At 38.1% G+C, this 25804-nt stretch carries 22 protein-coding genes and 1 pseudogene; 15 read left to right on the forward strand and 8 right to left on the reverse strand.

The window, feature by feature from the left end; all coding sequences use genetic code 11:
- A pseudogene (locus IX38_RS20225) lies at nt 1-551 on the reverse strand (T9SS type A sorting domain-containing protein); the annotation flags it as partial.
- 319 nt (nt 552-870) lie between these two features.
- Between IX38_RS20225 and IX38_RS20230 the strand changes: the two are divergent.
- The 5 genes from IX38_RS20230 (at nt 871) to IX38_RS20250 (ending at nt 5528) form a co-directional block, all read left to right on the forward strand.
- Nucleotides 871-1941 carry a DUF4407 domain-containing protein gene (locus tag IX38_RS20230; protein ID WP_034707780.1) on the forward strand — a complete coding sequence of 357 codons (1071 nt, stop codon included), beginning with the start codon at nt 871-873 and terminating at the stop codon, nt 1939-1941.
- Between the two features lie 14 nt (nt 1942-1955).
- Entirely contained in the window at nt 1956-3818 is a 1863-nt protein-coding gene (locus IX38_RS20235; protein WP_034707781.1) for an AAA family ATPase, read from the forward strand.
- A 132-nt stretch (nt 3819-3950) separates the two neighbouring features.
- Entirely contained in the window at nt 3951-4541 is a 591-nt protein-coding gene (locus tag IX38_RS20240; RefSeq protein ID WP_034707782.1) for a phage tail protein, read from the forward strand.
- A gap of 6 nt (nt 4542-4547) precedes the next feature.
- Nucleotides 4548-5231 (forward strand): T9SS type A sorting domain-containing protein, encoded by a 684-nt coding sequence (locus tag IX38_RS20245; RefSeq protein ID WP_034707783.1) that lies wholly within the window; start codon nt 4548-4550, stop codon nt 5229-5231.
- 99 nt (nt 5232-5330) lie between these two features.
- A complete protein-coding gene (locus tag IX38_RS20250) occupies nt 5331-5528 on the forward strand; it encodes a KTSC domain-containing protein (RefSeq protein ID WP_034707784.1) in 198 nt (65 codons plus the stop codon).
- Nucleotides 5529-5620: 92 nt separating this feature from the next.
- On the opposite strand, the gene guaB is transcribed toward IX38_RS20250, so the two are convergent.
- The 7 genes from guaB to IX38_RS20285 form a co-directional block, all read right to left on the reverse strand.
- On the reverse strand, nt 5621-7081 hold the full coding sequence (guaB, locus tag IX38_RS20255; RefSeq protein ID WP_034707785.1) for an IMP dehydrogenase: 1461 nt from the start codon (nt 7079-7081) through the stop codon (nt 5621-5623).
- A gap of 186 nt (nt 7082-7267) precedes the next feature.
- Nucleotides 7268-7768: a DUF4252 domain-containing protein gene (locus IX38_RS20260; protein WP_034707802.1), complete on the reverse strand. Its 501-nt coding sequence runs from the start codon at nt 7766-7768 to the stop codon at nt 7268-7270.
- 12 nt (nt 7769-7780) lie between these two features.
- A complete protein-coding gene (locus tag IX38_RS20265; RefSeq protein WP_034707786.1) occupies nt 7781-9073 on the reverse strand; it encodes a DUF4252 domain-containing protein in 1293 nt (430 codons plus the stop codon).
- Nucleotides 9074-9139: 66 nt separating this feature from the next.
- Nucleotides 9140-9814 carry a hypothetical protein gene (locus IX38_RS20270; RefSeq protein ID WP_185097688.1) on the reverse strand — a complete coding sequence of 225 codons (675 nt, stop codon included), beginning with the start codon at nt 9812-9814 and terminating at the stop codon, nt 9140-9142.
- Nucleotides 9789-10298, reverse strand: a complete 510-nt coding sequence (locus IX38_RS20275; RefSeq protein WP_034707787.1) for an RNA polymerase sigma factor — start codon at nt 10296-10298, stop codon at nt 9789-9791. The genes IX38_RS20270 and IX38_RS20275 overlap by 26 nt, the downstream gene beginning before the upstream one ends.
- Before the next feature lie 422 nt (nt 10299-10720).
- Entirely contained in the window at nt 10721-11881 is a 1161-nt protein-coding gene (locus IX38_RS20280) for a GlmU family protein (RefSeq protein ID WP_034707788.1), read from the reverse strand.
- 316 nt (nt 11882-12197) lie between these two features.
- Nucleotides 12198-12449 (reverse strand): type B 50S ribosomal protein L31, encoded by a 252-nt coding sequence (locus IX38_RS20285; RefSeq protein WP_034707789.1) that lies wholly within the window; start codon nt 12447-12449, stop codon nt 12198-12200.
- Between the two features lie 178 nt (nt 12450-12627).
- Between IX38_RS20285 and IX38_RS20290 the strand changes: the two genes are divergently transcribed.
- The 10 genes from IX38_RS20290 to IX38_RS20330 all read left to right on the forward strand — a co-directional run bounded on the left by IX38_RS20290 (nt 12628) and on the right by IX38_RS20330 (nt 25737).
- A complete protein-coding gene (locus IX38_RS20290) occupies nt 12628-14037 on the forward strand; it encodes a hypothetical protein (protein ID WP_034707790.1) in 1410 nt (469 codons plus the stop codon).
- The gene (locus IX38_RS20295) at nt 14037-14363 is read left to right on the forward strand and encodes a nucleotide pyrophosphohydrolase (protein ID WP_034707791.1); all 327 of its coding nucleotides are present in this window, start codon (nt 14037-14039) and stop codon (nt 14361-14363) included. Before IX38_RS20290 ends, IX38_RS20295 begins: the two co-directional genes overlap by 1 nt.
- A gap of 1 nt (nt 14364) precedes the next feature.
- A complete protein-coding gene (locus IX38_RS20300; RefSeq protein ID WP_034707792.1) occupies nt 14365-15582 on the forward strand; it encodes a WG repeat-containing protein in 1218 nt (405 codons plus the stop codon).
- A complete protein-coding gene (locus IX38_RS20305; RefSeq protein WP_034707793.1) occupies nt 15579-16814 on the forward strand; it encodes a 3-phosphoshikimate 1-carboxyvinyltransferase in 1236 nt (411 codons plus the stop codon). The genes IX38_RS20300 and IX38_RS20305 overlap by 4 nt, the downstream gene beginning before the upstream one ends.
- A 37-nt stretch (nt 16815-16851) precedes the next feature.
- Complete coding sequence (locus IX38_RS20310) at nt 16852-17337, forward strand: hypothetical protein (RefSeq protein WP_131368736.1); 486 nt, start codon at nt 16852-16854, stop codon at nt 17335-17337.
- A gap of 195 nt (nt 17338-17532) precedes the next feature.
- Nucleotides 17533-17682, forward strand: coding sequence for a bacteriocin-like protein (locus IX38_RS23590; RefSeq protein ID WP_449384748.1), 150 nt, complete (start codon nt 17533-17535; stop codon nt 17680-17682).
- Nucleotides 17683-18210: 528 nt separating this feature from the next.
- The gene (locus IX38_RS20315) at nt 18211-18999 is read left to right on the forward strand and encodes an SDR family oxidoreductase (RefSeq protein WP_034707804.1); all 789 of its coding nucleotides are present in this window, start codon (nt 18211-18213) and stop codon (nt 18997-18999) included.
- A 106-nt stretch (nt 19000-19105) separates the two neighbouring features.
- On the forward strand, nt 19106-20710 hold the full coding sequence (locus tag IX38_RS20320) for a BamA/TamA family outer membrane protein (protein ID WP_051884960.1): 1605 nt from the start codon (nt 19106-19108) through the stop codon (nt 20708-20710).
- 343 nt (nt 20711-21053) lie between these two features.
- A complete protein-coding gene (locus IX38_RS20325; protein WP_034707795.1) occupies nt 21054-24197 on the forward strand; it encodes a SusC/RagA family TonB-linked outer membrane protein in 3144 nt (1047 codons plus the stop codon).
- A gap of 64 nt (nt 24198-24261) precedes the next feature.
- On the forward strand, nt 24262-25737 hold the full coding sequence (locus IX38_RS20330; protein WP_034707806.1) for a SusD/RagB family nutrient-binding outer membrane lipoprotein: 1476 nt from the start codon (nt 24262-24264) through the stop codon (nt 25735-25737).
- Nucleotides 25738-25804 lie beyond the last annotated feature (67 nt).

Below are 25804 nucleotides of genomic sequence, written 5' to 3' on the forward strand. Positions count from 1 at the left end.
TCTTTGGAACCGTAGCCTTTAGCTGAATTCTGAACATTTCCTGCTACAAAAAATCCGAGATCGGTTGTTTGAATGACCGATCTGGCTTCTTCGTCGGAAGAACTTCCCATTGTTTTCTGCCACAATTCATGCCCGAATTCATTCAGCCGGATGAGCCAGATATCTGATCCACCTTTGCTGTCGTCTTTCTTATCCAGACCTTTTCCGGAATAGGAAGTCCCGGAAAGTAAAAAACCTCCGTCCTGTGTAGAAACAGCAGCAGATAAATAATCATGATTCTGACCAGAAATGTATTTTTCCCAGACCTCCTGTCCCTGTTGATTCAATTTGATTATATGAAAATCGTAACCGTTATTTTGTTTATTTCCATCCTGAATTTTAGATGTTTGGATTGAGCTTCCCGTAATGAGGTACTGCTGATCGATCGTTGCGGTCACCTGGCTTAAAAAATCCTGAGTGGATGATTTTATATCTTTCTGCCATAATACTTCCTGGGCAGACAATCCAAGAACTGTGCATAGAATACATGCACCAGAGTAAAGTTTATTCATCTGTTTGTGTATTTAATATTAGTTTCATTTATAATTTTTCGGCAAATTTAACACTTTTTAACGTATTTCAAGTCCCGTTAATGAGATTTAATATGAATCTTATCAATTACCGGTGTTTCAATGTTGTTATGAAACAAAGATATTGCGCGAAAGCGACAGAACTTGTCGTGTTAAAAATAATTTGGCAAAGAATTATCCTCATCAATAAATAATATAAAATCAATCATTTAACTTAAAAAATTCAATTACTTGGCAAAACATAATACTATCTTTTACATTGGTATGATTTTTAGTATTACATTTGTATAAATTTTCAGTTATGAAAACAAACCAACAAACTATAAATCAAGCGAATCATAAAATAAACTGGTTCCAGAAGTTTCTGATGGTATGTTCCGGAGGAAACGTCCATATTTTAAGAAAGACCCCGAGTGAATGGAATAAATTTTCCGGAATTGGGGGAATCGTGTTGTTCACTGCCGTGTTTGCTACTCTGTCTGCAGGCTATGCAATGTATACCGTATTTGATAATGTCTGGACTTCTGTGGGGTTTGGGATCCTGTGGGGATTAATGATCTTCAACCTGGACCGTTATATTGTTTCCTCCATCAAAAAAACAGGTACATGGTGGAATCAGATTTTAATGGCTATTCCCCGCCTGGTTTTAGCAACATTTTTAGGGATTATTATTTCTAAACCTTTGGAGCTTAAAATTTTTGAAAAAGAAGTTAACAAGCAGCTTAACACGATAATACAACGAAATAAGAAACAGCTTCAGGGCGAAATGAGCGGCAGGATTCTTCAGCAAAGCGGGCCGTTCGAGACCGAAAAAAAACAGATTGCCGAAAAAACCGTACAGTATCAGAAAGCTTATGACTCCGCAACGGTAGAACTTGAAAAAGAAATCCTTGGCAAGCAGTCCGGGCTAACCAGTGGAAAAGAAGGCTATGGCCCCAATGCAAAACGGAAACAGGAATTGAAGGAACAGCGTCGTCTGGATCTGGAAAATTTTCAGAAGCAGAATGCACCCAGACTTGAATACCTAGACAAAGAGATCTCCAAAGTTTACACAAATCTGGAAACAGAAAGAAAATCCTCGGAAACCTTTGAGGACAAATTCAACGGGTTTGCAGCAAGACTGCAGGCTTTGGACGAGCTGGGCAAAAATTCAGCAATCATTGGATTGGCCGCGGCATTTATTATGGGACTTTTTATCTGTCTTGAAATTTCTCCGGTCCTGGTAAAATTAATATCCCACGTCGGTCCTTATGATTATCTGCTGGAAAAAACAGAAAATGATTTCAGGCTTTACTCTAAAGAAAAAATTGAAAAAGGAAATGCTTTAACTGATTTCAGAATTGATGATTTTAAGGATAATTTAAAAAAATAGCGTATTTTTCACGCATGATTATTGATAAAGAAGAGATCCGGAAGAAAAAGAAAAAGCTGGACGCATGCAAAATATTCCTGAAAAAAGAATTCATCGGAATTGACAAGATTATTGATGATTTAATGGAATACCTGCAGATCTGGTATCTGATGCCGGAAATACTAACCCGCCCCGTAGTGATCAATCTATGGGGAATGACCGGCGTGGGAAAGACAGACCTTGTACGAAAAACGGTCCGGTTCCTGGAGTTCCAAAACCGTTTTGTAGAGATCGAACTGAGCAACAGCGATGAAACTTCATGGAGCAAAAGCATTTCTGATATTTTCCAAAGCAACCGCCTCAATGACGAAAAACCAAGCATTGTGCTGTTTGATGAAATCCAGAGGTTTAATACAATAGATGCCGACGGGATTCCTGTACCGCAGACAAAGTTTACTGATTTCTGGGAACTTTTAAGTGATGGAAGGCTGAGCAGAAGGGAGCGCGATGACCTTGAACACTATCTGTTCTCGTATCTTTTGCGTAAAAAAGAAAATGAACGGCGCAAAATAAACGGCGAATCCGAAATGGATGAGAATCCTTACCTGAATCTCTGGGATGCCAAAGAGCTGAAAAAGTACCTCAGCATGGAAGATGATGTGATGAGCATCATTGATATGAAGGAAGAAGACATGATCAAGCTGATCCTAAAGAAGCAGAAGGAGAAAAAAATCTATGAACCGGTAGACTACAGTAAAATGCTGATCATCATCAGCGGAAATCTGGATGAAGCTTTTCAAATGTCCCGTGAAACCAGCGAGGCAGATATAGATGCCAACATTTACCATGCATTCACAAAGAAAATAACTGTTGTTGATATAAAAAATGCACTGTCCAGGAAATTCCGCCCGGAACAGGTAGCCAGATTTGGAAATATTCATTTAATTTATTTTTCATTAAAAACAGAGGATTTTCAGCAGCTCATCCAAAGAGAGATCAATAATCTTAAAACTAAGACCAGGTCAAAATTTGGCATCAGCTTAAAAATCAGCAAAAACATCAATGACCTGATCTATAGAAACGGAGTCTTTCCCGTGCAGGGCGTACGTCCTGTATTCAGCAGTGTGGTTGACATTCTGGACACAAACCTCAGCAAATTTCTGTTTGAAGCCATCATCAATGATGATAAAACGATTGAAATTGATTACCTGCTGGAACAGAAAACAATCACTGGAAAAATAGGAAAACGCAGTGTTGAGATTCCTTACACCGGGCGGATCGACAGTATACGCCAGGCCAGTCAGCAGGACGCAGTAGCCAACATCAGTGTTCATGAATGCGGACATGCCGTTTCATATATGCTTTATACAGGTTTTGCTCCATTACAGCTGAAAAGCAAAGTAGCCAGCAGCTATGCCGCTGGATTTACATTTCCGCATCAGATCCATGATACGAAGGAAAGTATTCTGGACAGAATTAAGATTTATCTGGCTGGCGGTATTGCCGAAGAAATTATCTTTGGAGAAAATAATGCAAGCATAGGAAGAAGCCATGACCGGGAACAGGCCACCATGCTGGCCACCGATTATATCAGGAAATACGGATTTGATGAAGAATATCAGGCGACCTACAGTATAGAAGATTATCCGCACCGTATGCAGCACAATATTACGGATAAAAAAATTGAAAAGCTGATGCAGGATCTTGCTAAAAAAACGAGGGAAGATCTGATTCTTCATTTAGACCTTCTGAAAAACATGAGTATCGAACTCAGCAAAAAAGGCAGCATGCTGCCTAAAGAAATCTACCTGACCGCGAAAAAGCACCATTTGGAAGTGAGCATCAAAGAAGAAGGGCATCTGCATATTGCAGAATATCATAAGTTGCTTGGTCAATAGATAAAAAAATCTGTAATAATACCATTTAGCATTAATAACATCTAACCTTTCAATTAATTTGAAAGGTTTTTTCTTTCTATAATTAGTTTATGCGAAATATTTTATAATTTTACCCCACTTAAACTAATCATCATGAAAAACTTAATTTTAGTCTTCACACTGCTTGTAAGCTGTGCATTCACACCTACTTTAAAAGCACAAATGGATCCTTATCTGGGACAAATCATTTTTGTTCCTTACAACAGAACTCCTGTTGGATGGGCAGAATGCAACGGCCAGCTCATGTCTATTAACCAGAACCAAGCTCTTTTTTCTTTACTGGGAACAACTTTCGGAGGAAACGGAATTAGTACTTTTGCCTTACCTGATATGAGGGGAAGATCCCCTATTTCCCTGGGCCAGGGCCAGGGAAGCGTCTACAATTATGTTGTGGGTGAGACAGGAGGCAGTGAAACCGTTACATTAAACCAGATGCAGATGCCAGTGCATAGCCATACCGTAAATGCAGTAACCGCTGAAGGAAACCAGAATACACCAACAGGAAACCTTCCCGCAGACACCAAACTTCTGGACAAAGAGTATTCTGATGCGAACGCCAACACAACGATGAAGTCTACTATGGTGAATCCGGCAGGAGGATCTCAGCCTCATGAAAACAGATCGCCTTTCCTTACCTTGAGATGCATTATTGCCACACAGGGTATTTATCCATCTTTTAATTAATAAGTTATGAAAACTCTATACTTATTAGCCATAGCTATTGGGAGTTCGGTCGCCGCACAGACGATCACTTTCAATGGGTGTCACAATCTGTTTGACGACCAAAACTTTATTTTCACCAAAACAGGAGTTGATTCAAATAGTAAAAACATTTATATCACAACACCTGTGGACGGCCAGCCCTGCGGCGGATTAGGAACATGTGAATTTAAAATACAGTGGAATAACTCCCTTAACAGATGGGAATTTCTTGCTGATGAAGGAAACGGGACCTTTACCAGTCCTATCCTGATGTATTATAATGCAACAGGAAACAGCGTGAGCCCAAGACCGCCAAGCAATACTTTTGGAGCATGGATGGAAAATACAGCAGCAACAGGCGGACAGTGCGGAGGAAGCCTTACAGGCGCAAACTCTACAATGACGGGGGATGTACACAGTTCTTCGCTCGCAACATCGGATGTTACAAAATCCAGGATCCAGATTTTCCCTAACCCTGTTTCGGATATTATCCGTATTTCGGGAATTGATAACGGGCATACGATACAAATCTATAATGTAGACGGAAGGCTGATAAGAACCGGTGCATTTGATCAGAAGATCGATGTTTCCAATCTATCTGCAGGAGTTTATGTTTTAAAAATTACTACTAAAAAGTTCGAATCTCATGAATTTAAATTCGTGAAAAAATAGAGAGAGATAATGTTTATAGCATTAAATTGAATATTGATACAGCCTTCGGAATTCTCTGAAGGCTATTTTTTAGGGAACATTTTTTGCTGACAATCTTATATGCCCTCAAGTGTTGTCAGCAGCTATATTTATTTTCCGGAGACTGAAATATTAAGAATCATTTATCAGTCCGGAGCTGTTTATGATTATCTGAAAGTACCGATATCCATATCTGAAAAATTCAGGGAGGCCAGATCAAAAGGGAGATTTCTGAACAGTGTTATAAAGCCAAGATTTAAATATATTAAGATCAGCTGACAAAATTTTATGATAAATCAGCTCTTATTTCCATAAAAAATGCCATACAGATTTGTACGGCATTTTTCAATTTTTATATCCTTAAATATATTCTAGAAAGAATAATTCGGTGCTTCCTGAGTGATAATTACATCATGCGGGTGAGATTCTTTCAATCCGCTTCCGGTGATCATCACCATTTTGGTATCTTTCTGTAAAGCTTCAATATCTTTAGCTCCACAGTATCCCATACCTGCTCTTAAACCTCCGGTCAGCTGGAAGATCACATCTTCTAACTTTCCTTTGTGCGGCACTCTTCCCTCAATTCCTTCCGGAACGAATTTTTTAGCTTCACTCTGGAAATATCTTTCTTTTCCTCCTCTTTTCATAGCGGAAAGGCTTCCCATTCCCTGATAAGATTTGAATTTTCTTCCCTGGAAGATAATTTCCTCTCCCGGAGCTTCATCAGTTCCGGCTAAAAGAGAACCCAGCATTACGGCTCCTGCCCCACTTGCAATAGCTTTTACAATATCTCCGGAAAGCTTAATCCCTCCGTCAGCAATTACCGTTACATTTTGGGATGCTGCATATTCGTAAACATTGTAAATAGCAGATAGCTGAGGAACTCCTACTCCTGCAACAACTCTCGTTGTACAGATAGAACCGGGGCCAACTCCTACTTTAAGAACGTTTGCACCTGCTTCAATAAGATCTTTGGCTGCCTCAGCGGTCACAATATTTCCTCCTACGATATCCAGATCAGGATAGGTTCTTCTGATTTCTGAAATTTTGTCCAGAACTCCCTTGGAATGTCCGTGTGCGGAATCAATGGCCACGATATCAACACCGGCATTTACCAATGCTGCAATTCTGTCCATCGTATCTTCTCCGACACCTACTCCGGCGCCTACGATAAGACGTCCTTTGTGATCTTTATTTGAGTTCGGGTATTCTAACTGATTGTCAATATCCTTAATCGTAATTAATCCTACCAGCTTATTGTCTTTATCCACAATCGGAAGCTTTTCTACTCTGCTTTTAAGAAGAATTTCCTTAGCCTTTTCAAGGTTGGTGTTTTTATCGGAAGTGATGAGGTTTTCTTTGGTCATGATCTCTTCCACCTTCATATCCAGATTTTCTTGGTATTTTACATCTCTGTTGGTGATAATTCCGATCAGTACATTATCTGCATCTACTACAGGAAGACCGGAAATTTTATATTTGGCCATAGTTTCCTTTGCTTCAGCCAACGTGTGATCTTTTGAAAGGGTAACAGGATCAGAGATCATCCCGTTTTCTGAACGTTTTACACGGTTTACCTGTGCAGCCTGCTCAGCGATCGTCATGTTCTTATGAATAAAGCCCAAACCTCCCACTCTTGCCAGAGCAATAGCGAGATCTCCTTCGGTAACTGTATCCATCGCAGCAGAAACTATCGGAACATTCAGTGTAATTTTGTCGGTAAGTCTTGATTTTAATGATACCTGGTTAGGTAAAACTTCGGAATAAGAAGGGACTAGAAGAACGTCATCGAAAGTGATGGCTGTCTCTACAATTTTGTTATGAATAGACATCTTTACTTTCTTTGCAAAATTAGGCTATTTTAGTGAGATATGAAAATCCTTTTCAATAGTTTAAATAAAATTTAATAATCAATAACTTAAATGAAAAAACCGCTCTTATGAGGAGCGGTCATCGTACAAAATAATTAGTATAGTATGAAACTACTTGATTTTATCTTTATAAATGCATGAACAAGATTATTTATCCGCCGCTGCATTAATCACTTTTGAAATATCATCTGCTGTAAAGCTCCCTTTCACATCCACGAAAACCAGTTCTTTACCTGAATTTACGGTGATCATCATGTTTTTAATGGTTTCTCCGTTCTGTTTTACCCTTACATTGACATTTTCGCCGTTGTGCTTTATGGTAGCCCAATCTTCAAAGTTATTGTCATTTAAATAACGGGAATAATCATTCAGCATATCTTTGCTTCCGTTATCTACTGTCATCACTTTTATTTTTGAAACTTTTTTAACCAAAGCAATGACTTCTTCATTTTCGCCGTCTTCCTTCAAAGCTCTTTTAATAAAAGGTTTCACCATAAATACTGGTACATTGAAGCTCGCAAATCGTGCTCCTTTAAAATCATATCCTGACTGCTTAAAGAAATCCATATTGGGCTTTCCTGAAACAATACATGACTGAAGGATAAGCAGTGTAAAGATTCCTAAAAAAATGTTTTTTAAAGTTTTCATGGTCATCATTTTTTAGTCGATAGATTTCAAATTACCTCCGGATGTTTTGCTTATCTTCGATTCTATTTCCGGATTTCCTTTATACTTAACAGTTCCTCCTGAAGAAGCCTTTACTTTCAGTCTTACAGAAACGTTTACCGAAAGATTTGCTCCGGATGTGGCCTCTGCCTCAAGATTATCCAGCCTCAGATTATCAGCTTTACAGGTTGCACCGCTGCTGATGTCTATTGTTCCGGAATCTGCTTTTCCTTCAAAGGCTGCATCGGATCCACTTGATGCTTTTATCGTAACATTCCCTGCTGTAATTCCAGCTCTGATGTTGGCTCCGGATGATGTGCCGACATCCAGCGTATTGGAGATTTTAAAATCACCTTTTACATCAGCTCCGGATGACACATCAATAACCATGTTATTTTCTCTTATGGAATTCACCACATTGAAGCTTGCTCCCGAAGAGGCCTTGATATTGCCCATTCTTGGGGAAGAAACGTTAACGCTTAAGTTCTTGAACTTCAACTTTTTTGTTCCTTTATTATCTACATAGACTTTCAAAACCCCGTTTTCCACCTTTGTGATGATGTACTGAAGTTTATCGGAATCGGCAATCACTTTTACACTGGTAGGACTTTCCTGCTTGAAAACTACATTCACTCCCGTACTTACCTGAATTCCTGAAAACTCGCCTACATTTCTTGCTTCCCCGCTAAGATAAGAGGAATTGCTTTCAGAAGTAAGGCTGCTTCTGGTGTTGCTTATGGTATTGGTTCTGGTATTTGTATTGGTTTCGCTGGAATTAATAATCTTATTCAGATCATCCATAGAAAGTTTTCCGTCCAGCATCACGAGGATGCTTTCTCCCTTTCCTCCATCTATGCTCAAGAGAAGATCATCCAGTATTCCGTCTTTTGCATCGGAAGAAAGGAATTTTATCTTTGTCCCGGAGTTGTTAACAGACATGATCTCATTGTAATTAAGATTTTTCAGATACACAGAAATATCTTTGCTCAGCCTGGAAAGGTTATCCTGAACTTTACGTCCTTCTGCTGTATTAAGATTTTCCGGATTTTCCGTAATAAGGATTTTCAAACCATTGATTTTCGAAAGCAGGGGCTTGATCTGATCCAGCTGGGAGTCGTCAATATTAAGACTGCTCAGCATGCCGAACATAGGTTTTGCAATTTTGATAGAGGTTACTCCTTCTACTTCCTGGTATCTGTCAAAAAGCATGTCGAATTTATCCCGTTGTCCATACACTGTAAAGAAGTGGGAAAAAGCGAGTGCGAATATTATGAATATTTTTTTCATGAGTCAATTTTTATTTCTTAAGCTGATTATTGTTGCCTGATCAGGAGCATAATCTGTTTTTTATTGTTAATAATCATCCTCTACTACTGTAGGCTGTACTAATTTTTCACTAACGTTATTTGCAAATATCTGGAATGAGTATTTAGTCACATTGATAGCCTCATCTACATTATCGATTCTTTTACCGTTTACAATGACGTAGGAGTCCTTGTATCCCGTAGAATCTTTCAAAGCTTTATTATTTTTGAATGAGGAGTTGCTTACAAACCTGGGCCTGGATTCTTTTTTCAGTCTTCCTCTTTTCGGCAATATTTCATCCAGCACATCCTTTTCTGCGACTGAATTTTCCTGGAAAACAGAATCTTTTTTGACCCCGGAAATGGAATCGGTATGATTAACTGCTACCTGCTCATGATGGTCATTATTCTCCTCAATAAATTTTGATTTCTGTTTTAAGACCTCATCTTTTACCAATTGTTCTTTTTCGATAACACCAGTACGGTAATCATTAAAGAAAAACCCGATGCTGAAAAGAAGCACTAATCCGGCTGCCATCCAGAACCATTTGGGAAAAGAGGGTTTATTGTTCCGGAGCGGAATGATGGGCCCACCGTTTGTTTCGGAGTCCGCAGATCCACCTTCTGCTTTCTGAAGAAAATCTTCAAAGCTCCAGTCCATTTTTTCTTCCTTTATATCGTGGAATATCTCGTCGTATTTATTCTGAAATTGATCTTTGTTCATAGCTCATCAGTTGTGATATTTGTTCTTTTACTTTTTGTCTCGCCCGCATCAGGTTTACTCTTACTGCGTTTTCTTCCATTTCCAGCATTTCGGAAATTTCCGAGACTTCGTATTCTTCTACATCTTTCAGATGGATCACCATTTTCTGTTTTTCCGGAAGCTGGTTGATAAACCCTATAATATGCTCCTTCAGATTATTGATATCCATGCTGTACAATTCTGAACGGTGAAGCTGCAAATCTGCAAATCCCTGCCTCACATCATGGTGCTTCAGCCTGTTAAGGCACTCGTTCCGGACAGATTTCAAAGCATAGGACTTTAAATTTCCAAACTTTTCTAGTTCCTCTTTCTTCTGCCAGAACTTGATCATCAGATCCTGCACCACATCTTCCGCCTCATCACTGCTCATCACGAATCTTTTCGCAAAACGATACATCTCGTCTTTGAGAATAAACACCGTATTCTTGAAAGTTTCTTGGGTCATGAGTTTTGTTTCTATATATAAGACAATTAAAATCTTAATTCTATTACACTAGATTATAAAAAAAGTGATGTTTTTCTAATTTTTATCTTACGCATACTCATAAAAGCCCACTCATAAAGGGGTTTTTATGATTTTTATAAAATTACCTATTTTTTTCTTTTTCTGAATAATAATTTCAAAACTGTAGCTCTTCCGTTATTTGTCAGCAAAATAAATTTAAATGCTCACTATAAATTAAGCCTTTTCGACTAATGGAAAGGATATTTTTTGTTCTTACACTGATTTCACAGATGGCACAGATTTTTTTAGATTTAATTGACAATTAAAACTATTTATAAATAGTAAAGCCTAATTATCTGTGGGAAATAAACAAGTATCAGTATCCAATAACGTAAAAGCCTCCATTTCGGAGGCTTTCAATATTAATACATTTCAAAAATATACTTCAAAATAGCTTTATCTTCATCTGTTAACAGCACTTTTCTTCTTGCCATTGCTCTTTCTGCCACTTCATAGGCTTTATCCAGCTTAAATCTTTCATCATCCTTGCATCCGCCCCATGAGAAATTCTCAACAAGGTTTGGCGGAAAGCCTGGCTTAAATATATTGGAAGCAACTCCTATTACCGTTCCTGTATTTAACTGAGTATTGATCGCTGTTTTAGAATGGTCTCCCATAATCAGTCCGGCAAACTGAAGTCCTGTGTCTTCAAAAGCTTTTGTTCTGTAATTCCAAAGTTTGACCTGGCTGTAGTTATTTTTAAGATTGGAAGAATTGGTATCCGCTCCGAAATTACACCATTCACCGATCACAGAGTTCCCAATAAAACCTTCATGACCTTTGCTTGAATACCCGAATATGATGATATTATTCACTTCGCCACCCACTTTACAGTGAGGACCCACTGTGGTAGCACCATAAATTTTTGATCCTAAATTAAACTTGGAATCCTCTCCCAGCGATATGGGCCCGCGGAGGTTACAGCCTTCCATCACCTCAGCATTTTTACCGATATAGATCTTTCCTGTTTTTGTATTGATGGTAGAAAATTCTATCTGGGCTCCTTCTTCAATAAAAAGATCTTTTTTATCGCCTAAAAAACCGTTGGTGGAAGACAGTTCCTGCGAAGTCCTTCCTTCAGTCAGCAACTGGAAATCAAAATCGATTGCAAGGTGGTTATAAGTAAATAAGTCTGCCGGTTTTTTAAAGAAGGTTAATTTTTCCTTTATATCCGTCATCTTTTCGATCTGGTTCAGCGAAAATCCTTTCATATCAATTCTGGCGGCCACCAGTTCATCTTCGTAAACAAGAGCTTCCCCCTGTTTAAGATCTTTGATTTGCTGAATGACCGTTTCGGTCGGCAGAAAATTAGTAACTAGGAAAAGACTTTCTTTTTCTTCGGGATTTTTGAATTTATTCTGAAGATAATTTTCAGTAAAATAAGAAACCTCGGTATTTCCTAAGATCTTCTGCCATCGCTCGGAAAAAGTAAGGATTCCGCATCGCATTGCGGCAACAGGACGGGTAAAGGTAAGCGGAAGAAAATCTTCCCAGTACTGGGCGTCTGAAAATACTAATTGCATTATAATATAGAAGTTAGAGATTAGAGATTAGAAGTTAGAGAATGGAAGATAGCTTGAAGTTTACCATCAGCTTCCAGAATCTAATTTCCGTTCAGAACAAAAATACAAAAATAGCTGGAAATAGAGATGAGATGTCAGAAGCTGGAAGTTAGTTCATGAGGTCTCACTAAGAATACCTGCTATTCTGTTTGGTAAAAATACAATTTCCATTGATCAAACAGAGAACAAAATACTGCCTATGGCTAATTTCTAACTTGTAGAACAAAAAAAGTCTCCCAATAAATTGGAAGACTTAAGTATGTTTGGTGACAAAAAATTACTTAGCGAATTTTTTGTATTTGTTCATAAACTTATCAACTCTACCTGCAGTGTCAACTAATTTCACTTTACCAGTGTAGAAAGGGTGAGAAGTTGAAGAGATTTCCATTTTGATCAATGGGTACTCTTGTCCTTCGAATTCGATAGTATCTTTCGTTTCTGCAGTAGATTTGCAAAGAAACACCTCGTCGTTACTCATATCTTTGAAAACAACAAGTCTATAATTTTCTGGGTGGATTCCTTTTTTCATAATACAATTTTTAAAAAATTAAAGTTTGCTTCCGAAATAGTAATGGTATTTCTCTGCTAATTTTAGGTTGCAAAAGTACAACATTTTTTCAAATATCCAAATACCCAATCCAATATTTTTTATTGATAAGAAATTCAAAGTATTTTCGTTAAATTTGGAATCTTAAACTTTAATTTCGATGAAATTCAAACTATTACTGGCTTTTTCTTTCTGGATGCTTCTCGTGGCAGTATCGTGCAATAAGGATGATATTACTTTTGATGCTCCTTCACAACAGTTAAGTTTTTCAAGAGATACGGTATTCTGTGATACCGTTTATCATCAGGTACGTTCCGAAACGTATTTTGTAAAGGTATATAATAATGAAGACAAAGATATTTTAATTCCAAGGATCAATCTGGAAAAGGGAGTTTCATCATTATATAGAATTAATGTAGACGGAAAACCGGGCTATGATTTCAAAGATGTACCGCTGAGAAAGAAAGACAGCATGTATATCTTCGTAGAAATCGCTCCTGAAGCTACCGGCCCTGAAGCCATTGCTGACGATAAAATTGTTTTCAGCAGCGGTGCGGGACAACAGCACGTGACTTTATTTTCAGTCGTTCAGGACGCAGAATTTTTCATCGAAACACCAGGCAATCCAAATGTGATCTCTAACCATACAACATGGAATAACAATAAGGCTAAGATCATCTACGGAGATCTTACCATTAATCCTAATATCACACTGGATATCCAGCCGGGAACTAAAGTTTATTTCCACAAGAACAGCGGCATGAAGGTATCAGCCGGAGCTTCTTTAAATATCAACGGCGTTTTTGACAATGAAGTGATCCTGCGCGGAGACAGAAATGATCCTTTTTACGATACCATCCCAAAAAACTGGAACTCTATCCGTATGGAGCCCAATTCTATATTAAATATGAATTTTGCAAGACTTTTCGGAGGAACAAGAGGGCTGGATATGAAACAGAATACGGCAAATATCAGCAACTCATTCATCCATAATTTCTTTGAATACGGGATTTATGCAGTGGGTTCAACGGTTACTGCCAAGAATTTGGTCATGAACAATTGCGGTGAATCCTGTATCGGGATTTTCAGAGGTGGAAATCACAGCTATACTCATTCCACGATTGCGAATTATTCTAAAACAATGGGATCATTCAACAGAAACGGAATTACAGCAGCCAATGAATGGAAAAATGCAGCGGGAACTACAGAACAGGGCGCGCTTCAGCGTCTTGATATAAAAAACAGTATCGTATATTCCGACAGAGACAATTCTGTGAATTTTGAACAGACTCCGGGACAGCAGTTTGAATTCCTTATTCAAAACTCCCTGATCAAATATTCAGGAGTATCCGAAGCTGGATTTAATTTTGACACCAGTACCAATGTCATACAAAGCATTAAAAACCAGGACCCTCAGTTCCTTAATTATTTCGCAGCGAAGATGAACCTGAGGGTAAAAACAACATCTCCCGCAAGAGGAAAAGGAAACCTGACAGTAGCAGGAACCTTACCTTTTGATATTGTGAATGTATCCAGAACAACCAACCCTACTCTTGGAGCCTATCAATAATGGAAATCACACAACTACAGCAGCAGGTAGACGAATGGATCAAAAACATTGGAGTCCGTTATTTTAATGAACTGACCAATATGGCTATGCTGACCGAAGAAGTAGGTGAAGTAGCCCGCATCATCGCCAGAAGATACGGTGAACAGAGCGAAAAAGAAAGCGATAAAAGCAAAGATCTTGGGGAAGAGCTGGCAGATGTACTGTTTGTAACATTATGTTTAGCCAACCAGACCGGAGTGAATCTGCAGGAAGCTTTCGACAAAAAGATGAAGATTAAGACTGACCGGGATAAAGAACGGCATCAGAATAATGAGAAGTTGAAATAACATGAAAAAAGTTTTAGCAGCCACTTTTCTTTTTACCTATATCTTATCCTATTGCCAGGTGACTGTTCCTTTTAGAGTCGGTAACAAGTTTGGTATTTCAGATGAATCCGGAAAAATGATCATTCCCGCGGAATATGATATTATAGACATCATGATCTACGGAAGCAACGGTGAATACGTAGCGGTGAGGAAAACATCTGAAAATGAAGCTAAAACCACCTATATCGTTAACAATAAAATTGTACTGAAAGATACAGACTATCATTATTTCAGTAAAGATAAAGGTTTTATCACAGCGTTGAAATTAAAGAACCCGGACAAAATATACCCCCGGGATTCTTATGTAAACAATCTGACCGACATCTACACACTGGATGGCAAAAAAGTCTTCCCTTCATCATTTAGATTCGTTAATTTTCTGGAAAACGAGAAAAAACCGGCGCTTAAGGATGAAATTTTAATTCTGACCAACGACCTTAATGGTTTGTATTCATTAATTGTCCTTAATAAGAAGACCTTAAAAATTAGTAAAACTTTTTTTGAAGGCGTAAGAAAAGTAGACAGCGATTATAAAAATTTTCCCAATGCACTGTCCCTTAAATATTACAAAGATTCTGTTGGAAAAATGCTGACCATCAATTTTTCAGACGGGAAAATAACGAGTGAAACCGTGGCTGACATCCCCTCTTCGTCAAATTATACATCTAATTCTTATTATTCCACTTACTCTGAAGCAGCAGGGGACTATCATGATGAGACAAAAGCCCCGCCTATCAACAGCAGTGAAAATATAATTACTGAAATAAAAGAAATTACAGAATCAAGGAGTAGAAAACCTTTTGAAATTCCACATTTAAAAATTAGAAATTTGGAGCTATCCCCGGAATACTCCACCATTGTAAAAGAAAAAGGTAAGTTAGGCTACTTTAACAACAATACCAAAGAATGGATCTTACCTCCCAAATATGATGAAATCATAAGCACTGAATCTTCCTGTGCGATGTGCGGAACCTATATTGTTAGAACAGGAAATATCTATAATATTTGGGAAATCGGGAACAATAAAAAAGAAATATTAAAGGGGAACTTTGAAATGCTCCCTATCTTTAAAAAAAGAAATTACGGAAGAGAAGGATTTCATCTTATCCAATTATTTGATAAAGACGGAAAACTATTTTCTTATGCCAACCAGGATGGCAGCGTATATTATAAACAATGAAGTTTACAGCAATGAAGTTAGAAAAATCAAAATTATCAGGAGATAAAACAGTTCAGATCAGCGGTTCGAAAAGTATTTCGAATCGTTTGTTGATTTTGGAAAGTTTATTCAAAAACATACAGATCGGAAATCTGTCCAATTCACAGGATACGCAGCTGCTTAAAAAAGCCTTGTCCGAAAACACAGAAACGGTAGACATCCACCATGCAGGAACCGCCATGCGTTTCCTTGCTTCTTATTATTCCATCTTTGAGGGAAAAACGACCATTCTTACCGGCTCCAAAAGGATGAAGGAAAGACCGATCAAAAACCTGGTAAGTGCCCTGAAAGACTTAGGCGCAGAAATCGAGTATTTAGAAAATGAAGGCTTCCCGCCTTTAAAAATTACAGGAAAAAAAATCACACAAAAGCAGGTGAATGTTCCGGCCAATATATCCAGCCAGTTCATCACTTCCCTCCTTCTGATTGCCGGGAAGCTTGAAAACGGACTGGAAATCAATCTGGTTGGTGAAGTTACCTCAAGATCTTATATTGAAATGACATTGGATATCCTGACAAAATTCGGGATAAAGAACAGCTTTGAAGGAAACACCATTAAAGTGGAACCGTTTGACGTGAATGGTGAATTACCAATCGTGAATTATGAGGTGGAAAGCGACTGGAGCTCGGCTTCTTACTTCTACTCCATCTGTGCATTGGGAAGAGAAACCATCCACCTGAAAAGTTTTTATCAAGAATCTACTCAGGGAGATTCCGCCATTGCTGAGATTTATGAAGAATTTTTCGGAATCAAAACCATCTTCACAGAAGACGAGCATAAAATCACGCTCCAGCCGGAACCCGGTTTTTCTTTCCCGGAAAAAATAATCCTGGATATGAATAACTGCCCGGATATTGCACAGACACTTTGTGTAACAGCAGCAGCCTTAAAAATTCCTTTTGAAATTTCCGGACTGGGAACTCTAAGAGTAAAAGAAACCGACAGGCTTCAGGCCTTATATAATGAACTGAAAAAACTGGGCACTGAAACAGAAATTACAGACCTTACCATCAGGTCCGTGAGTTTCGGGGAACCGGAAGAAAATATTTCCATCGCAACCTACCAGGATCACAGGATGGCAATGAGTTTTGCTCCGTTCTGCCTTATAAAAGAACTTAGTATTGAAGATGAGGATGTAGTGGAAAAATCTTACCCTATGTTCTGGAAGGATTTAGGCGACATAATGAATTGATATCCGGAAATATAATAATTTTAAAATGAATAATGCGATGAGAAAATATATGTTGTTTTTTTCACTGATGATCCCTATGTTCTTTTGGGCTCAGTACCTGTTGCCTAATGAAGAAACTATCTTTTCCTTTGAAACAAAAAACGGGAAAATCATGTCCTTGGTTAAAGACAAAAAGAATGAATATATTCAATACAGATTTGGAAATAAGAACCATGTAGAAATGGAATTTCCGGCTGCCAGGACTAAAGAAAGCTGGAAGCAGTTTACATACAGTTCTTACCACAGGGGCGGCGGAAAACAGAATGCAGGAATGGATCTCAACTATTTATCATTTACCAATAACGGCTACAAATATTTGCTTTTCAGAAGCCACTATGCAGAAGATGAATCGTTGTCTACCGGGGTTACTGTAACCGACAGCAAAGGTAAAGAAACTGATATTGCAGGAATTTATAAAACCATCAAAGGCTGTATGTGTAATTTAGAGGAAACAGAAGTAAACAAAGAGGATTTTGGATCATAAATAATTACAGGATGAATTTTTCTTCTCTTTTACAAATTTAATATCTTCCAATTTTTTCAGGTTCAGTAATTGAAAAATTTCTTTTTGAAAGAAAACAATACAAAATCACCTGTATTTTGTTAAATAATTCATATATTTATTACTAGTTATCCTAAAATATTATAAAATAGGAAATCCATTCAAAAACTAAATATTATGAAAAACTTAAAAACCCTTTCAAGAAAAGAATTAAAAAATCTCAATGGCGGGATTCAAACTTGTGATCAAATCTGCATGACAGGATATTTTAGATGTTGTATTCCACGTCAGGCTTATTATTGCGCTCCTATTGGCAGCAGATGCTGAAACAATGGTCCTGGCAATCCGGGTGAACCGGCCTAACTGAAAACGAATAATTATAAAAGAATTCCTGAAGCATAACTTCGGGAATTTTTTATGGTGTGTACTTACTGATACGTTTCAAAAAAACATTACCCGAAAGTCCTTCACTATCCAACATTCTTTATCATATCCATCCGGAAATTTAAACAATTTCACGATTGTGGAAAACAAATTTAAAAATCCCCGGTTCAAAAAAAAGAAATAAAACTTTGATAATCAACAATATAATAAGTTTTAATTTTCATCCTGCGTATTCTATTTTATACATTGTCCACACACTTATCCACAGAGTTATCCACAATTTATGAATACTATTTTTATATACAGCCGCAGAAAAATGGGATTATAGCTGATGATTTTGTTTCTGAACAATTTTATACCGCAATAAATAATAGAGTTCCTATTTCTTTTTTTACATTTGCTGAAAATACGGTTTGTACTGAAACACAGCAGCCGGAAGAAGAACAAAAGATTAAAATTATAAACAATCCAATGACTATTATCATCACTGGAACCTCATCAGGAATAGGTTTTGTACTGGCCGAATATTTCGGAAAAAAAGGCCATAAAGTATACGGTTTAAGCCGAAAACATACGGAGAGCCAGTATTTCAGGTCTATTCCGACAGATGTTACCGACAACACAGCCGTTCAGAATGCCATCGCTGAAGTTTTAAAAACAGAATCAAGGATCGATGTGCTGATCAATAATGCAGGAATGGGAATGGTAGGTGCTGTGGAAGATTCTACTAAGGAAGACATTTTAAAGCTGTTCAACCTGAATCTTGTAGGTGCCGTCCAGATGATGAGTGCCGTTCTGCCGAAAATGCGTGAACATAAGTTCGGAAAGATCATCAATATTTCCAGTATCGGAAGTGAAATGGGACTGCCGTTCCGGGGCTTTTACTCAGCTTCCAAATCTGCTTTGGATAAAGTAACCGAAGCCATGAGGTATGAAGTGTACCCATGGAATATCAATGTGTGCTCACTGCATCTTGGCGATATCAAAACAAATATTGCAGAGAACAGAGTAAAAACACAGGTTTCCGAACCTTACAAAAATATATTTGATAAAGTTTATACCTTAATGAACTCCCATGTGGGCGACGGAACCGAACCCCTTGAGGTGGCAGAGTACGTTGAAAAGCTTCTGGATAAAAATAAATGGAAAGCTCATTATTATTTCGGTAAATTCGGACAAAAAATCGGAGTTCCGCTGAAATGGATCCTTCCCCAGGGAACCTACGAGAATCTGATGAAAAAATATAATAAACTGGATTAATTTCAGTTATTAAAAAAATTATAAATCTGCTATTAAACCGTTGAGATGTATTGAGTTGTTAAGAACGATTAAGCAAGCTCCATTAATGGTTTATATAAATTGAACATTGAAGTTATTTCTAAAAATATTTTTTATCCTGTTCTGCGTTTTTGTACAAGCGCAGAAGAAGCAGTATTGGCTTATCGATATGGAAACCAATGTCAGAAAAAAGGTAAATGACTCCGTTTCTGCAGCAAAATTTCTGGATTCCTTATCACAAAGCAATTACTTCTTCACTAGGCTGAAAGAGGTGAAAGTGAAAGGCGACAGTACGGAAATTTTCTATGATAAAGGAAAAAACTTCAATGAAACTTATGTAGATCTTTCCGACTCCATTGCCCTGAAATTAAAGATCCAAAAAGATTTTTTCACTAAAAACTTAGATTCAACAAAGAAAAGCATCAGCAAAAGATATATTGATGACGGATATTCTTTCAGCCGTCTTAAATCTAAATATAAAGGTCAGAAAAATGGATATCCCGTCATAGAACTGGATATCAATAAAAATGATAAACGTAAGATTGACAATTTTGTGGTAAAAGGCTACGAAAGGGTTCCTAAAAGGTTTATGAAAAATCTGGAAAAGGAATTCAAGGGGAAAACTTACGATGACAAAAATCTTCTGTCCATCAGCAAAAATTTTCAAAGCCATGCTTTCGTTACCCTCGAAAGGCCTCCCCAAACTCTATTCACCAAAGATTCCACCAGCATTTACCTGTTTATGGAAAAGAAGAAGACCAATACGTTTGACGGGGTGATCGGTTTCGGAAACGATAAAACAGAAAAATTCACATTGAACGGAACCCTGAACGTCAATTTCAGGAATATGTTCAACGGTTTTGAAACTGTTAATCTGTACTGGCAGAGAAACCCGGACAAAGGGCAGACCTTTGACCTTCAGGCTGACATTCCGTATCTCCTTAAATCTAATGTAGGGATGAATCTGAAAGTCAATATTTTCAGACAGGATTCTACTTTCGCAAATGTAAAATTCCTTCCTGCCTTTTATTATCATATCAATAACCGCAACAAAATCGGACTTAGAGGAACGCTGGAATCCTCCAGTATCATAGACACCCTGTATGTTCAGGGTAAAGATTATAATAAAAAAGGACTCGGGATCTGGTTTGAAATGACGGAACCTACGGATATTGATCTTTTTCTTTACAAAACAAGGATCAATGCAGGCTACGATTACCTGACAACTACTTACACAAAAGACAATATTAAAGCTAACCAGAACCAGTTTTATTTCTTCGGTGAACATAATTATCACATTTCCGGAAATCATTTCCTCAATATAAAAGCGGAAGGAGCCATGATGGATTCTAAGGTAGAATTTTCGGCCAATGAACTGTATCGTTTCGGGGGCTGGAATTCCATGAGGGGATTCAATGAAAAATCCCTTGCTGCCGACTTTTATTATTATGCAGGCCTGGAATACCGTTATCTTATTGGAAGCCAGGCATTCTTTGATTTCTTTGGACAGTACGGCCAGCTCAACAACAAATCCCTAAATGTCAAACCTAAACTTTACAGTGTAGGACTTGGATTCAACTTCTTTATCCCGATCGGATTGATGAGCTTCCAGCTGTCGAATGGTAATGAGTTCGGCAATCCTTTTAAGTTTAATGACATTAAAATCCATTGGGGAATCCTGAGTAGGTTTTAAAGAAAAGGTTCATTCCTATTGTATCTATATCCTTTATCCGCAAAGTTTCATCAAATCAATTTTAATTGATTCCCGCTTTGTATTCTTAAAATAAAACATCATAAAATTAAAGCTTTGCGTTAAAATTATTCAGAATTAAGAGTATAGATTTTTAAATGAAAAATCCTGCTTTTATGGAATATAATATATAGTAAAATAAAAGCAAATATTGAAACATAAGCCTTTTTCCCGCTTTATTATTATGTTAAATATTCTTGTTAAAAAATATTAAAATAGTATTTTTATTTTAATACCACATTAAAATTCAGGTAACAGTACACCGCTAAATTTGTCCTCAAAAAAAATGAAGAAGACTTTAGCTACTTTTGCTGTTTTTTTACTCCCCCTTTATCTTACTGCCCAGGAAATCAACATTTCCGGAAATGTAAAATCCGAAAACGGCTCCAGTGTTTCCGGAGTAAGCATTACCGACAAAAACACCGGGAAGACGACGGTAACGGATGAAAGCGGTAATTTTACCATTTCAGCCAATCCAAAAGACATCCTTGAGTTTTATGCTCCGGATTTTTCAATGGATACTGTAGAGGTTACTTCCAAAAGACAGTATTCCGTTGTTTTGAAAAAAGCGGATGAGAAACAAATCGAAGGAGTGGTTATTACGGCCCTAGGAATCGCCAAAAAGAAAGAAAAGATAGGCTATGCCACCCAGGAAGTCGGCACCAAACAGTTTGAGACCATTACAACCCCGAGTATAGGAAATTTATTCTCAGGACAGGTAGCCGGTCTTAATGTTTCCAACCCTACAGGAATGCAACAGGCTCCACAGTTTACCCTGAGAGGAAACTCCAATCTGGTTTTCGTGATCGATGGCGTAATTGTAGAGAAAGAAGTTTTCCAGAACCTGGATCCCAATAATATCGAGAACATCAATGTTCTGAAAGGAGCAACGGCTTCTGCCCTGTATGGTTCCAGAGGAAGATACGGAGCTGTTTTAATTACGACTAAAGGCGCCAGGAAAAATGGCTTTTCCGTAGAGTTTTCACAGAATACAATGGTGACGGCAGGTTTTACCAATCTTCCGAAAACCCAGAACGAATACGGAAACGGATCTCACGGAAAGTATGAATTCTGGGACGGAGCTGACGGCGGTGTGAACGATGGAGATATGATCTGGGGACCAAAATTTGTTCCCGGCCTGAAAATCGCCCAATGGAACAGCCCGATCAGGGATAGGCTGACGGGACAGATGATTCCGTGGTACGGTGCGGTAACAGGAACTCAGTACAATGACAAATCAAGATATGAAAGAGTTCCTATTGACTGGCAGTATCATGATAATTTAGATACTTTTTTAAAGCCTGCTGTGATCAACAATAACAGTTTCGCAGTAAGCTATAAAAACAATAAAGACATCTACAGGCTCTCCGGGAATTTCATGAACTATGACGACAGAGTTCCTGGTTCCTACCTTCAGCGCTATGGTGTCAACTTCTCTTCTGAAAATCATTTTGGAGAAAAATTAACCTTTGATACCAAATTCAATTTCAACCAAACCTTTACCCCCAATATTCCCAACTACGACTATAACCCAAGCGGACATATGTACACCATCCTGATCTGGATGGGAGCGGATGTAGACGGAAGAGACCTTAAAAACCATATGTGGATCCCGGGTAAAGAAGGTACTGCACAGGCTAACTGGAACTATGCATGGTACAATAACCCATGGTTCGGAGCTGAGTATTATAAAAATAAAAACACAACCAATATCATTAATACACAAACGGGTCTGGAATATAAAGCAACGGAAGATTTCTCAGTAAAAGGAAAGGTATCCATTGTTGAGAATCACAACAAACAGGAAATATTAAGTCCTTACTCTTATTTTAACTACAGTGCTCCGAGAAGCGGCGGTTATCTCCTGAATGATTCCAAAACATGGAATATGAACTCCGATATCTTAGCCACCTACAAGAAAAAAATATCTGATAATTTCGATTTTACGATCAATGCCGGAGGATCAACGTTTTATTATAAAAACAATATTGACAATGCTTCAACAGACGGGCTCAGAATTCCGGAACTGTACAGCCTGGAAAATTCGACCGGAGTTGTAAAATATTATGATTATCTCAAGGAAAAGCTGATCTACAGTGCCTACTCAACCATTGATATCGGATTGTACAACGCTTTTTTCATCAATGTTTCCGGACGTAATGACTGGTCCTCTACCCTTCCGAAGGCCAACAGATCTTACTTTTATCCTTCTGCATCGGTAAGTGCGGTTATTTCAAACCTTGTTAAAATGCCCGAAGCTGTAAGTCTTTTAAAGCTTTCAGCATCGTGGGCCAAGGTAGCCTATGATTTCCAGCCTTATTCAATAAGAAATTACTATCTGAATAATCAAGGAGCCACTTTTAATGGAAACCCGATGTTCAGCTATCCTACCATACTCAATGTTGAAAATTCTTTAAAGCCGGAACAGACGAAATCTTATGAATTGGGATTAAGCGCAGGATTATTCAAAAACAGAATTACCTTGGATGTTACGTATTTCAGAACATTAGATTATAACAATATCCTTGAATTCCCGGCTGCACCGTCATCAGCCTTTACCTCGCAATATGTAAACGGAAATGAATATACAACGAAAGGCCTGGAAATCTCTTTAGGCCTGGTTCCTGTAAAAACAGCCAATTTTACCTGGAGATCTTTAATCAACTGGAGTACTTATGAACAGAAGCTTACTTCTATTTACGATGATATACCGAACTACAACAATATCAAGCTAGGCGAAAGAATGGACAGCTTCTACGATTATACCTGGAAGAAATCCCCGGATGGAAAAGTAGTTCTGGATGCCGCCACAGGAATGCCTACAAGAGCAGATGCTCCAAGTAACCTGGGGCACTTCAACCCGGACTGGACTTTTGGTTTCAATAATACCTTTAAGTATAAAAAGTTCTCCCTGAATATCGGAATTGACGGAAGCATAGGTGGTGTCATGAGATCCCAGGTGGTAGAAAAAATGTGGTGGGGCGGGAAACATCCGAACTCAACAGCCTACAGAGACCTTGAATATGCCAATCCGGGTACGTATTATTTTGTACCGGACGGCGTCAATTACAATGCAGCTACCGGAACCTATACTCCACACACAAAACCGATCAGCTTTCAGGACTGGGCACAGAACTATCCTTATCAGGCAAGGGTAACGGAAGATGAAAGTGAATTGTTTGCGAATGTTTTCGACAGAACTTTTATCAAACTGAGATCTGTAGTCCTGGAATATGACTTTTCTTATCTCCTTAATCCAAAAGGAATGATAAAAAATTTCACAGCCAATATTTCAGCTTACAATCTGGCCATGTGGAAAAAGTCTAAGAATCTTTATTCCGACCCGGATTACCAGCTCAAGAAAGATAACAATGATATCCAGGATCCTTCCAGCAGATGGATAGGGATTGGATTTAATCTTAAATTTTAATTAACAAGTATCCTGAACAATGAAAAAGAATATCAATATTACAGCGAAATCACAAAATAACAGAATGGTTAAATGGCTGAGATCAACTGCTTTTGCAGGTCTTCTGATCCTGTCTTCATGCGAGACCGATCTTGACAAGATCAACGAAAACCCCAATGACCAGGCCAGCGTAGATCCTAAAGTTCTTCTGACATACGTTTCAAAAGATGCCTTCCTGGTCAACGGCGACAATATGTATGCTTCGAGAATGATGATCGGTACAGACGGAGAAAATACCTACCAGTACATGAAGTGGAATGATACCTCTTTCGATGTATACACGAAAGGGCTCCTGAATACAGTAAAAATGATGCAGGAAGCCGAGAAGATCAACAATAAAAATTACAGTGCTATCGGTAAATTCTACAGAGCCTATTATTTCTTTAATTTGAGTTTGAAATTCGGAAGCATCCCTTACACAGAAGCAGCTAAAGGTGAATCCGGAATCACCCGGCCGAAATACGACAGCCAGGAAACAGTAATGGCAGGAATTTTATCGGAACTGAAAGAGGCCAATGAGCTGATCAATTCCAGTGATAAGATTGAAGGCGATATTATCTATAACGGCGATGCCTCAAAATGGAAAAAGCTGATTAATTCTTTCCGACTGAAGATTTTAATAACCATGTCTAAAAAATCCACACTGGGAAGTTATAATGTAGCCACTGAATTTGCTTCTATCGCTGGAAGTCAGGCTTTAATGACCTCAATTTCAGATAACGGAGAGCTTAAATTTGCTGATGCGGCAGACAGCAGATATACGATGTTCAACAACAGCGGCTACGGATCGAGCTTATATATGGCTGATTATTTTATCAATCTGTTTAAGGCCAGACAGGATCCGCGTCTTTTCACTTTTGCCGCACAGACCACAGCAGCCAAAGAAGCAGGAAAGCCTCTTACGGATTTTACAGGATACAACGGAGGAAACCCTACTTCTTCCTATTCTGACAATGCAGCACTGATCACTGCAAAAAATATTTCTAAAGTAAATGACCGGTTTTATAAAGATCCTACCAATGAACCGTCTTCCGTCTTAAGCTACCCGGAACTTGAATTTATTCTTGCTGAAGCAGCAGCCAGAGGATGGATCTCCGGTTCAGCTAAAACACATTATGACAATGCCATAAAAGGAAGTTTCAGTTTTTATCAGACTTATGTAAAAAATCCGGGACAATATTTCTCCGGGTTCAATGTGAATCAGTATCTGGCAGCTCCATTAGTGGTTTACAGTGATGCTGACCCGCTTCAGACCCGTTTGGAAAAGATCATGACTCAGAAATATATGACGATGTTCCACCAGAGCCAATGGACCTCTTATTATGATTATTTAAGAACAGGATATCCAAACTATCCTCTGCAGACAGGAGTTTCTGCGCCATTCAGATTCAGATATCCGCAAGCTGAATATAACTATAACAGCATCAATCTGAAAGCTGCACTGGCTGCCCAGTACGGAGGAAATGACAATATCAATTCCAAACCATGGTGGCTTCAGTAAGAACTTAAATTTATATAAAAAAAGATAAACCGCAGGAAAATCCAATAACTTGCGGTTTATTTCCTAT

The sequence above is a fragment of the Chryseobacterium luteum genome (genome assembly GCF_000737785.1).
GTDB classification, from domain to species: Bacteria; Bacteroidota; Bacteroidia; order Flavobacteriales; family Weeksellaceae; genus Chryseobacterium; species Chryseobacterium luteum.

Excerpts from the sequence above, each read along its gene's own strand:
- IX38_RS20325 (WP_034707795.1), top strand. The coding sequence starts at position 21,054 with ATGAAGAAGACTTTAGCTACTTTTGCTGTTTTTTTACTCCCCCTTTAT.
- IX38_RS20330 (WP_034707806.1), top strand. The coding sequence starts at position 24,262 with ATGGTTAAATGGCTGAGATCAACTGCTTTTGCAGGTCTTCTGATCCTG.
- IX38_RS20295 (WP_034707791.1), top strand. The coding sequence starts at position 14,037 with ATGGAAATCACACAACTACAGCAGCAGGTAGACGAATGGATCAAAAAC.
- IX38_RS20305 (WP_034707793.1), top strand. The coding sequence starts at position 15,579 with ATGAAGTTTACAGCAATGAAGTTAGAAAAATCAAAATTATCAGGAGAT.
- IX38_RS20230 (WP_034707780.1), top strand. The coding sequence starts at position 871 with ATGAAAACAAACCAACAAACTATAAATCAAGCGAATCATAAAATAAAC.
- IX38_RS20280 (WP_034707788.1), bottom strand. The coding sequence starts at position 11,881 with ATGCAATTAGTATTTTCAGACGCCCAGTACTGGGAAGATTTTCTTCCG.
- IX38_RS20315 (WP_034707804.1), top strand. The coding sequence starts at position 18,211 with ATGACTATTATCATCACTGGAACCTCATCAGGAATAGGTTTTGTACTG.
- IX38_RS23590 (WP_449384748.1), top strand. The coding sequence starts at position 17,533 with ATGAAAAACTTAAAAACCCTTTCAAGAAAAGAATTAAAAAATCTCAAT.
- IX38_RS20275 (WP_034707787.1), bottom strand. The coding sequence starts at position 10,298 with ATGACCCAAGAAACTTTCAAGAATACGGTGTTTATTCTCAAAGACGAG.
- guaB (WP_034707785.1), bottom strand. The coding sequence starts at position 7,081 with ATGTCTATTCATAACAAAATTGTAGAGACAGCCATCACTTTCGATGAC.
- IX38_RS20245 (WP_034707783.1), top strand. The coding sequence starts at position 4,548 with ATGAAAACTCTATACTTATTAGCCATAGCTATTGGGAGTTCGGTCGCC.
- IX38_RS20260 (WP_034707802.1), bottom strand. The coding sequence starts at position 7,768 with ATGAAAACTTTAAAAAACATTTTTTTAGGAATCTTTACACTGCTTATC.
- IX38_RS20270 (WP_185097688.1), bottom strand. The coding sequence starts at position 9,814 with ATGAACAAAGATCAATTTCAGAATAAATACGACGAGATATTCCACGAT.
- IX38_RS20235 (WP_034707781.1), top strand. The coding sequence starts at position 1,956 with ATGATTATTGATAAAGAAGAGATCCGGAAGAAAAAGAAAAAGCTGGAC.
- IX38_RS20250 (WP_034707784.1), top strand. The coding sequence starts at position 5,331 with ATGCCCTCAAGTGTTGTCAGCAGCTATATTTATTTTCCGGAGACTGAA.
- IX38_RS20240 (WP_034707782.1), top strand. The coding sequence starts at position 3,951 with ATGAAAAACTTAATTTTAGTCTTCACACTGCTTGTAAGCTGTGCATTC.
- IX38_RS20300 (WP_034707792.1), top strand. The coding sequence starts at position 14,365 with ATGAAAAAAGTTTTAGCAGCCACTTTTCTTTTTACCTATATCTTATCC.
- IX38_RS20285 (WP_034707789.1), bottom strand. The coding sequence starts at position 12,449 with ATGAAAAAAGGAATCCACCCAGAAAATTATAGACTTGTTGTTTTCAAA.
- IX38_RS20310 (WP_131368736.1), top strand. The coding sequence starts at position 16,852 with ATGAGAAAATATATGTTGTTTTTTTCACTGATGATCCCTATGTTCTTT.
- IX38_RS20290 (WP_034707790.1), top strand. The coding sequence starts at position 12,628 with ATGAAATTCAAACTATTACTGGCTTTTTCTTTCTGGATGCTTCTCGTG.
- IX38_RS20265 (WP_034707786.1), bottom strand. The coding sequence starts at position 9,073 with ATGAAAAAAATATTCATAATATTCGCACTCGCTTTTTCCCACTTCTTT.